Source organism: Streptomyces sp. NPDC054847, assembly GCF_053610925.1.
The window spans coordinates 1-8878 of record NZ_JBSGZJ010000304.1; the positions used below are offsets into that span (position 1 = coordinate 1).

Here is an 8878-nt window from a genome sequence, read left to right on the forward strand (position 1 = left end):
GGTGTGGCGGCCGCGCGTTTCTGTACGGCGGCGAAGTCGGTGCGCCCGTTCCGCCACACCACGACCTCGCCGTCGAGCACCGTGTCCTCGGGCAGCTCCCGCGCCGCGGCGGCGAGGTCGGGGAAGGCGGCCGTGACGATCCGCCCGGAACGCGCCTGCAGCAGCACCTCGCCGCCGATGTGGAAGATCACCATGCGGTGCCCGTCGAACTTCGGCTCGTACGCCAGCCCGGCGCCCCGCGGCAGCGCGTTCACCGGCTCGGCGAGCGCGACCTTCAGGGGCGGCCGGGGCATTGTCACGGCAGGCTTCCGGCGCCGGCGGGGTCGTCCACGGAGGCGAAGAGGTCCCCGTACCGCTCCAGCCGGGGCGCGATGTCGTGAAGGCGGAAGACGAGGCCGGCCCCGTCCGCGCGGCCCTCCTGGACCTCCTCCCAGGTGACCGGTGCGGAGACGGCGGGTTCCGTGCGGGCCCGCAGCGTGTACGGGGTGGCGGTCGTCTTCGCGGCGGCGTTCTGGCTGTGGTCGACGAAGACCTTGCCCGGGCGCAGCGAGCGTGCCATCCGGTGCAGCACCAGCTTCGGCAACGCGGCCTCGCCCTCGACGGCCAGCGACTTCGCGTAGGCGGAGACCTGCTCGGAGGGGGTGGGGGTCACCGGTACGACCAGATGCAGGCCCTTGGAGCCGGACGTCTTGGCGTATGCCTCCAGCCCGTCCCGCGCGAGCCGCTCGCGCAGCCACAGAGCCACCTCGCAGCACTCGGCGATGGTCGCGGGCGCGCCGGGATCGAGGTCGAACACGAGGCGGTCGGCGACGGCCGGCTCGTCCGCACGCCACTGCGGGGTGTGGAACTCGACCACCAGATTCGCCGCCCATACGAGTGACGGGAGGTCGTCGATCACGACCTGGCGGGCCTTGGGGTCCTCCGAGCGGGGGACCGGAGCCGTGCGCACCCAGTCCGGGGTGCCCGGCGGGGGGTTCTTGGTGAAGAACAGCTGCCCGTCCGGCCCGTCCGGATATCTCAGGAAGGACACCGGGCGGTCCACGAGGTGGGGGAGGATCGCCTCCGCCGTGACGGCGTAGTAGTGCACGATCTCGCCCTTGGTGGTCCCGGTGGCGGGATGGATGACCTTCTCCAGGTTGGTGAGCGCCAGGCGCCGCCCCTCCACCTCTGTGATCGGCGTCATACGATGAGAATCCCACGAAACCCGGATTTTTTCGGATGAAAGGGATGAAACGTGCGATCCATCTGGAACGGCGCGATCTCCTTCGGGCTGGTCAGCATCCCGGTCAAGCTGGTCAACGCCACCGAGAACCACTCCGTCTCCTTCCGCCAGGTCCACGCCGCCGACGGCGGCCGGATCCGCTACCGCAAGGTCTGCGAACTGGAGGAGAAGGAGGTCACGCAGTCCGAGATCGGAAAGGCGTACGAGGACGCCGACGGATCGATGATCCCGATCACCGACGACGATCTCGCGGCCCTCCCGCTGCCGACCACGAAGACGATCGAGATCGTCGCCTTCGTGCCGGCCTCCGCGATCGACCCGCTTCAGATGGACACGGCCTACTACCTCTCCGTCAACGGCGCGCCGGCCGCCAAGCCCTACACCCTGCTGCGCGAAGCCCTCAAGCGCTCGGATCGGGTGGCGGTCGCCAAGTTCGCGCTCCGCGGCCGGGAACGGCTCGGCATGCTCCGGGTCGTGGACGAAGTGATCACCATGCACGGGCTGCTGTGGCCGGACGAGATCAGAGAGCCGGAGGGTGTGGCGCCGCAGACCGACGTGGCCGTACGGGAAGCCGAACTCGACCTCGCCGACGCGCTGATGAACACCCTCGGCGAGGTCGATCTCGACTCGCTGCACGACGACTACCGGGAGGCGGTCGAGTCGATGATCGCCGCGAAGGTGGAGGGAGGCGGTGAGCTCCCCGAGCACGCACCTGCGGAAGGCGAGGGCGGCAAGGTCATCGACCTCATGGCGGCGCTGGAAGGCAGTGTGCGGGCGGCGCGGGAGGCGCGGGGCGAGGGGACCGAGGAGCCCTCCGGCGAGGAGGCGCGGGTGACGCCGATCAAGGGGCGGCGCGCGGCGTCGTCGCCGAAGTCGTCCGGCGGTACGAAGAAGTCGACCTCGACGGCGGCGAAGAAGACGGCCGCCAAGAAGACGGCGGCGAAGTCGACCTCCACCGCGGCGAAGAAGTCGGCGTCCAGGTCCACGGCGAAGTCGACGTCCTCAGGGGAGAAGAAGCCGGCGGCGAAGAAGTCCACGCAGCGGAAGCGTTCCTCGGCCTAGCCTTCTTCGGCCTGGGCGTCGCGTGGCTTGCGGGGCGGCGTGGACAGGCGTTCGGGGGTGGTGGCGGGCCGCCGGGCGTCGGCGGTGCCGGCCGGGACGATGTGTTGCTCGCCGGTGCGGTGCGGTGCGGTGCGGTGCGGTGCGGTGCCGGAAAGGCGGAGGTGGAGTGGCCGGCTGCCAGGGTCCGGCAGTGCCGGGGGCGCGGTGCCGGGCCGCGGTCGGACAGGGCGGTGCCCGTCGGGGCGGGGCAAGGCGTGGGTTCGGGGTGGTGGCGCCGCCGGGGTTCGGCTGGTCCGGGTGCGTCCGGTGCGGGCCGGGACGGGAGGCGGTGTGCCTGCTGCCGGGCCGCGGGGATGACGGCCCGGCCGAGGCGGCGCGCGGGCTACCGGCGGAGCAGGGTGTCGATGAGCGACTCGAGGTAGGCGTCCCGCCCCGCGCCGGTCGGCAGGACGTGGGGGACGGCATGGCTGAGCTGGGTGTGCCCGAGGTAGCTGCTGTAGGCCAGCAGGCCGAGCCGGGCCGCCTCCCGCGCGCCGAAGCCCAACTCCTCGAAGAGCCCGGCCAGGTACTCGATGCGGCGCTCGGTCACCCGCTGAAGGACCGCGGCCACCCGGGGGTCGGCGGCGGTGGCGAGCAGTGACACCTCGAGCGGATCGTCCGCGGCCGACGTCGTCGCGTGGTGCAGCAGGGTGCGGAGCCGCTTCTCCGGGTTCGCCTCGGCCTCGACGGCGACGATGATCTGCTCGGTGCAGATCTCCTCCCAGCGCTCGAGCGCCGCGGCGACCAGCGCGTCCCGGTTGGTGAAGTGCCAGTAGAAGCTGCCCTTCGTGGTGCCCAGCCGGGCGGCGAGCGGCTCCACGGCGACCCCCGCGAGCCCGCGCTCGGCCATGGCCGCGAGGGCGGCGTCCGCCCAGTCGCCGGCGGTCAACCGCTTGCGTTCCCGGTTCTTCTCCGCCTCACCTTTCCGCATCTCCATACGGTACCGTACGGAGAAACGTACGCCACCGTATGGAGGTGCGTGATGCGCACGCTGCGGAACGTTCACGAACGGATCATCGATGCCCCGGCGGAGACCGTCGGGGCCCTGCTGGACCGCCTCTCGGCTCCCGACGACCCGCTCAGCCCCACGCCGGTGTGGCCGCCTATCCGTTTCGACCGTCCGCTCGGCGTCGGCGCCGACGGCGGCCACGGCTTCGTCCGTTACTCGGTCGGGGAGTACGAGCCCGGCCGCCGCATACGCTTCGACTTCCCGCCCCCGGAGAACGGCTTCCACGCGCTGGAGATCGAACCCCTCGGCCCCGGCCGGTGCCTGGTGCGGCATGTGCTCGAACAGCGGCAGAACGTCCGGGAGACCCTGCTGTGGGCGTTCGTGATCGGGCCCCTTCACGACACGATGATCGAGGAACTGCTCGACAACGCCGTCCGCGCCGCCACCCCCGGCGCCCCGCTTCGGCCCACCCGCTGGACCCGCAGGGCGCGCCTCCTGCTCAGCGCCGTCGGCGACCGGGCGAAGGCAGTCCCGCCGCCGGCGTCGGCCGCCCTGGCCCGACAGGCCTATGGGCAGCCGGACTTCATGGACGCCTGCCGGATCCCGCTGAATCCCGGAATGCCCCGGGACCCCGGCGCCTGGCGCACCGTCCTCCCGTTCCCCGTCCGAGCGACCGCGCCGAACGAGATCCTCCTGGGCAAGGACGCGGGACACCTCGACTTCCGGGCCTCGCTCCTGATCGAGGACGACGCGGCCACCCTCACGACCGTCGTCAGACTCCACAACCGGCGCGGCCGCCTGTACTGGGCCCTGGTGCGCCGCATCCATCCTCCGGCGGCCCGTCTGATGCTCACCCGCACCCGCCGCCGGCTGGCCCGCCGGGCAGCGCCCGCACCACTCCGCCCGGCCGAACCGGCCCCGCGCTGACGGATACGGTTCCCGGCGCAGTCGCCGGTCAAGGGGCGTAACGCCGCCACCGCCAAGACCACCCGGCCGGTCGCGGCACGGGTCCGCCGCCGCGATCCTGGGCGCAGGCAGGGCGGCGGGTCCGGCCGGAAGAAGAGCGGGTGAGCGGTATGAGCATCGACGAGACGGCCGAGCGTCTGATCCCGCTGCCGCCCGAGCGCGTCGCGTTCTACGCCATGGACTGGCGCCACGACCACGAGTGGACCCAGGGCATCCGCCGCGGCGCACTGACGCGGGAGGCCGAGGGCGGCGGCTTCGGTGTGGGAGCCGAGGTGACCCGGACGGCCTACTTCCTGGGCAAGCGGATCGACTACGTGCTGCGGGTGGCCGCCTACGAGCCGCTCCGGCTGCTCGACATGGTCTCGGTGGCGGGTCCGATGCCGATGCACGTCACATACACCTTCGCGCCACGGCGGAACGGCACCCTGGCCCGCATCCGGGTGCGTGGCGAAGCGGGCGGCCACTACCGCCTCGCCGCTCCGCTGATGGCGCGCAAGGTGCGTGGCTCGATCGGCAAGGACCTGGCGGACCTGGAGCGCGTGCTGACCCCGGCGAACTTATGCGACCCCAGGGCGCGGTTCCTAGACTGGCGGCGTCCGGAAAGTCCCGATTCGAGGGAGACGCGCATGTCCAAGCGAGGCAACAAGCGGCGCGCCCGCAAGAAGAAGGGCGCGAACCACGGAAAGCGCCCCAACAGCTGACCGAGCCGCGCACAGACGGACTCACGGGAGCCGGACCCGGCAGTACGGGTCCGGCTCCCGTGACGTCGAGGCCGCGGAGCGTCCGGCAGGCTGCCCGACCGCGGAGCGTCCGGCAGGCTGCCCGCCGCGCAACCTTCAGCAGGTGGTCAGCCCCTCGGCCGCTCGGCCGGTGGATCGGTCAGCCGGTCACCTCGTCACCCGTCGGCAGGGGCGGCTCCGCCTCGATCCGGGCCAGCTCCTCGTCCGTGAGAAGCCGGGACCGGAGCAGGAACCGCACCCCCTCCGGCGCCTCCAGCGAGAAACCGCTGCCCCGTCCGGGCACCACGTCGACGGTGAGGTGCGTGTGCCGCCAGTACGCGTACTGGTCCGCGCTCATCCAGAACGGGGCGCCGCCGGCGACCTCGCCGAGCAGCACGTCGGAACCGCCGACCCGGAACTCGCCCCGCGGGTAGCACATGGGCGCGCTGCCGTCGCAGCAGCCGCCGGACTGGTGGAACATCACCGGCCCGTGCCGCGCGGCGAGCCGTCCCACCAGTTCCTCGGCGGCGTCCGACAGTTCCACCCGCCTCGCCCGCTCGGTCATCAGAAGAAACCGAGCTTCTTCGCCGAATAGCTCACCAGCAGGTTCTTCGTCTGCTGGTAGTGGTCGAGCATCATCTTGTGGTTCTCCCGGCCGATGCCGGACTTCTTGTAGCCGCCGAACGCCGCGTGCGCCGGGTAGGCGTGGTAGCAGTTCGTCCACACCCGGCCGGCCTTGATCTCCCGGCCCAGGCGGTACGCCGTGTTCCCGTCCCGGGTCCATACGCCCGCACCCAGGCCGTACAACGTGTCGTTCGCGATCTTCAGCGCCTCGTCGACCGAGTCGTACGTCGTGACGGAGACGACCGGACCGAAGATCTCCTCCTGGAAGATCCGCATGTCGTTCCTGCCGCGGAAGATCGTCGGCTCGATGTAGTAGCCGCCTTCCAGCCCTGGCACCGTGCGCGGCCCGCCGCCGGTGAGGATCTCGGCGCCTTCCTGGGTGCCGATGTCGATGTAGGAAAGGATCTTCTCGTACTGGTCGTTGCTCGCCTGAGCGCCGATCATCGTCGCCGGGTCCAGCGGGTCACCGCTGACGATCGCCCTGGTGCGCTCGACGCAGCGGGCCATGAACTCGTCGTATACGGAGGAGTGGATCAGCGCCCGTGACGGACAGGTGCAGACCTCGCCCTGATTGAGCGCGAACATCACGAAACCCTCGACGGCCTTGTCCAGGTAGTCGTCGTCGGCGGCGGTCACGTCGGGCAGGAAGAGGTTCGGGCTCTTGCCGCCCAGCTCCAGCGTGACGGGGATGATGTTCTCGCTCGCGTACTGCATGATCAGGCGCCCGGTGGTGGTCTCACCGGTGAACGCCACCTTCGCGACGCGCGGGCTGGAGGCGAGCGGCTTGCCGGCCTCGACGCCGAAGCCGTTGACGACGTTGACCACACCCGGCGGGAGCAGGTCGGCGATCAGTTCGACCACCAGCAGCAGGCTGACCGGCGTCTGCTCGGCCGGTTTGATGACGACGCAGTTGCCCGCGGCGAGCGCGGGCGCCAGCTTCCAGGCGGCCATCAGGATGGGGAAGTTCCAGGGGATGATCTGACCGACCACGCCCAACGGCTCGTGGTAGTGGTACGCCACGGTGTCCGCGTCGATCTCCGCGATGCTGCCCTCCTGGGCGCGGACGACGCCGGCGAAGTACCGGAAGTGGTCCACTGCCAGCGGGATGTCGGCCGCGAGCGTCTCGCGCACCGGCTTGCCGTTCTCCCATGTCTCCGCCACGGCGATCTTCTCGAGGTTCTCCTCGATCCGGTCCGCGATGCGGTTGAGGATGTTGGCGCGTTCCGTGGCGGACGTCCGGCCCCACTTGCCGGCCGCGGCGTGGGCCGCGTCCAGGGCCAGGTCGATGTCCGCGCCCGTAGACCGGGCGACCTCGCAGAAGACCTTGCCCGTCACCGGCGTCGGATTGTCGAAGTACCGGCCCTCCACGGGGGCGACCCAGTCGCCTCCGATGAAGTTGTCGTATCGCCGGGCGAAGTCGACGATGCTGCCCTCGGAACCTGGCTGCGCGTACACCATGGCGGCTCTCCTCGGTGGATGGCGAGTGCGGTGGCACGCGGCGGCCGCGCCGCGTGCTGAGCACACTGTGAGCGCGCGAGGTTGGTGCGGGGTTGGCGCGGCTCGTCCGCCTCCGACGGGTGAGCGTTCGTGCGGCCCGATCGCCCGCCTGTCGTCAGTCGTCGCGCAGGGCGGTGCTGAGCCGTCCGGCCGCGAGCGCCCGGCGGGCGTCGCCCGGTCCCAGCAGGCGCAGCGCGTGCTGGTGCACCTCCGCGTCGTACGGGGCCCGTTCGCCGTAGCGGAGGGCGTGTTCCGGGCGGGCGGAGGCGAGGACCGCCTCCCGTACGGCGACCTCCAGTTGGACCCGCCACTCCACGATCCCCGGTGCTTCCGACCGGGGCAGCAACGGGCCGCGGTATTGGCGCAGCGCGGCGGCCGTGTCGCCGGTCTCCAGCGCGCGCAGCAGATCGACGGCGTCGCAGGCGACGGGCGTCGTCAGCGCGTAGCGGCGGGTCGCGATGCCGCCGGACAGGGCCCGGCGCAGATGGGAGATCTCCGCCTTGAAGGTCGAGGCGGTGACGGGCCTCTCGCCGTACAGCGCCTCACGCAGCCGCTCCGGCGGGAAGCCGTCGGGCTCCAGCGCGAGCAGGGTCAGGATCTCCAGCTGACGCGGCCGCAACGGCAACGGCGTACCGTCCCGCACGGCGTCCTCGGCCCCCAGGCACCGCAGCCGCACGCCGGTGCCGCGCGGACCCGGCGGCTCCGACCGCAGCCGGGTCTCGATCGTCGAAACCAGCGTGCGCACCGTGGACATGGCCAGCGGATGCGAGCGGTCCCAGGTGGTCGACAGGTCCAGCACACCGAGGATCCGGCCGCCGGGGTCGCGGATCGGCGCGCAGTAGCAGACCCAGCCGTGCAGGGCGGTGACCAGGTGCTCGGCGGAGAAGATCGTGCTCGGGCGGCCCGTACGCAGCGCCAGCGACAGCGCGTTGGTCCCCATGGCCTGCTCGTCCCACCGGCCGCCGGGCGCGAAGTTGACCCGCTCCGCGCGACGTTGCATGGTCCGGCCGCCGCACGTCCACAGGATGGTGCCGCACTCGTCGGTGACCGCGGTGACGAACCCGGCGTCGTCGGCGATGCTGTGCAGCTCGTCCGTCAGGCCCTCGACGGGGCCGCGCAGCGGTGACCCCGCCCAGCGGTGGTGCACCGTGCCGCCGTCCGACACGGGGGCGCTGTCCCGGCCCGGATCGACGCTGCTGAGGGAACGCACCCAGGACTCCGTGACCTCGGGCCGCAACGTCCCGCCGCCACCCGGCGACCACCTGGCCGCCTTCAATCCGGGCACCCACCGGGACCACTCGTCCTCCAGGGCGGCCCTGCGCCGCCGGAGGTCACTGCGCTGTGACATGTTCTCCCCTGTCGCGGATCGGGGGACGACCGCCCATTGTTCCCGCGCAGGACGGACGGCGCACCATGCCGTCGGGCTGATTCTTCCGGCGGTCACGGCGCGGGCGGGGGACGACCGCGTGGGTCGGCGGCGTCGCTCATGCCGACCGCGCCGCTGGGGGATTGCGCCGGCCTCGTGATCCGCTCGTCCAGCGTCCTGCTCCGACGACCACGTCGTTCCAGAAGCTCGCCACCGCCTTCGCCCGTGCGCCCCGCCGCGCCGTCGGCCAGGCGCTCAGGGCACGTACCGACGGCATAGACCCAGGTCCGGCCTCTGAGTGACACCCCGTCGACCAATGCGCCCGGTCTGCGCCCTTCTGTGCGAGGGACGCACGGGTGAGTCTGTGTCGTACGGGGGCCGGTGGCGCCGTCCGGCGGCACCCGACAAAACCGCAGGGTAGAGCTCCAAACAGG

General features: G+C 71.9%; 9 protein-coding genes and 1 pseudogene. 4 read left to right on the forward strand and 6 right to left on the reverse strand.

The genetic code is table 11. From position 1 onward, the window contains the following. Both ACWGH4_RS24975 and ligD read right to left on the reverse strand, forming a co-directional pair. A partial coding sequence (locus ACWGH4_RS24975; protein ID WP_453464804.1) for an ATP-dependent DNA ligase occupies positions 1–293 on the reverse strand: 293 nt, incomplete at its 3' end. A gap of 2 nt (positions 294–295) precedes the next feature. Continuing rightward, positions 296–1183 carry a non-homologous end-joining DNA ligase gene (gene ligD, locus ACWGH4_RS24980; protein WP_441264173.1) on the reverse strand — a complete coding sequence of 296 codons (888 nt, stop codon included), beginning with the start codon at positions 1181–1183 and terminating at the stop codon, positions 296–298. A 51-nt stretch (positions 1184–1234) separates the two neighbouring features. Here ligD and ku point away from each other — a divergent pair, with 51 nt between their 5' ends. Next, positions 1235–2284, forward strand: a complete 1050-nt coding sequence (ku, locus tag ACWGH4_RS24985) for a non-homologous end joining protein Ku (protein WP_453464788.1) — start codon at positions 1235–1237, stop codon at positions 2282–2284. A gap of 382 nt (positions 2285–2666) precedes the next feature. Here ku and ACWGH4_RS24990 read toward each other — a convergent pair whose 3' ends face one another. After that, positions 2667–3260, reverse strand: coding sequence for a TetR/AcrR family transcriptional regulator (locus ACWGH4_RS24990; RefSeq protein WP_453464791.1), 594 nt, complete (start codon positions 3258–3260; stop codon positions 2667–2669). Positions 3261–3305: 45 nt separating this feature from the next. Between ACWGH4_RS24990 and ACWGH4_RS24995 the strand changes: the two genes are divergently transcribed. The 3 genes and pseudogenes from ACWGH4_RS24995 (at position 3306) to ACWGH4_RS25005 (ending at position 4939) form a co-directional block, all read left to right on the forward strand. Continuing rightward, entirely contained in the window at positions 3306–4199 is an 894-nt protein-coding gene (locus ACWGH4_RS24995) for a DUF2867 domain-containing protein (protein ID WP_453464794.1), read from the forward strand. A 149-nt stretch (positions 4200–4348) separates the two neighbouring features. Next, a pseudogene (locus tag ACWGH4_RS25000) lies at positions 4349–4786 on the forward strand (SRPBCC family protein); the annotation flags it as partial. Positions 4787–4864: 78 nt separating this feature from the next. Further along, positions 4865–4939 (forward strand): 50S ribosomal protein bL37, encoded by a 75-nt coding sequence (locus tag ACWGH4_RS25005; protein ID WP_403856427.1) that lies wholly within the window; start codon positions 4865–4867, stop codon positions 4937–4939. Between the two features lie 178 nt (positions 4940–5117). On the opposite strand, the gene ACWGH4_RS25010 is transcribed toward ACWGH4_RS25005, so the two are convergent. From ACWGH4_RS25010 to ACWGH4_RS25020, 3 genes are all read right to left on the reverse strand, one after another. After that, the gene (locus ACWGH4_RS25010) at positions 5118–5522 is read right to left on the reverse strand and encodes a DUF779 domain-containing protein (RefSeq protein ID WP_441264177.1); all 405 of its coding nucleotides are present in this window, start codon (positions 5520–5522) and stop codon (positions 5118–5120) included. Further along, positions 5522–7039, reverse strand: coding sequence for an aldehyde dehydrogenase (gene adh, locus ACWGH4_RS25015; protein ID WP_453464798.1), 1518 nt, complete (start codon positions 7037–7039; stop codon positions 5522–5524). Before adh ends, ACWGH4_RS25010 begins: the two co-directional genes overlap by 1 nt. 154 nt (positions 7040–7193) lie before the next feature. Beyond that, positions 7194–8426 carry a GAF domain-containing protein gene (locus ACWGH4_RS25020; RefSeq protein WP_453464801.1) on the reverse strand — a complete coding sequence of 411 codons (1233 nt, stop codon included), beginning with the start codon at positions 8424–8426 and terminating at the stop codon, positions 7194–7196. Between the last annotated feature and the right edge of the window lie 452 nt (positions 8427–8878).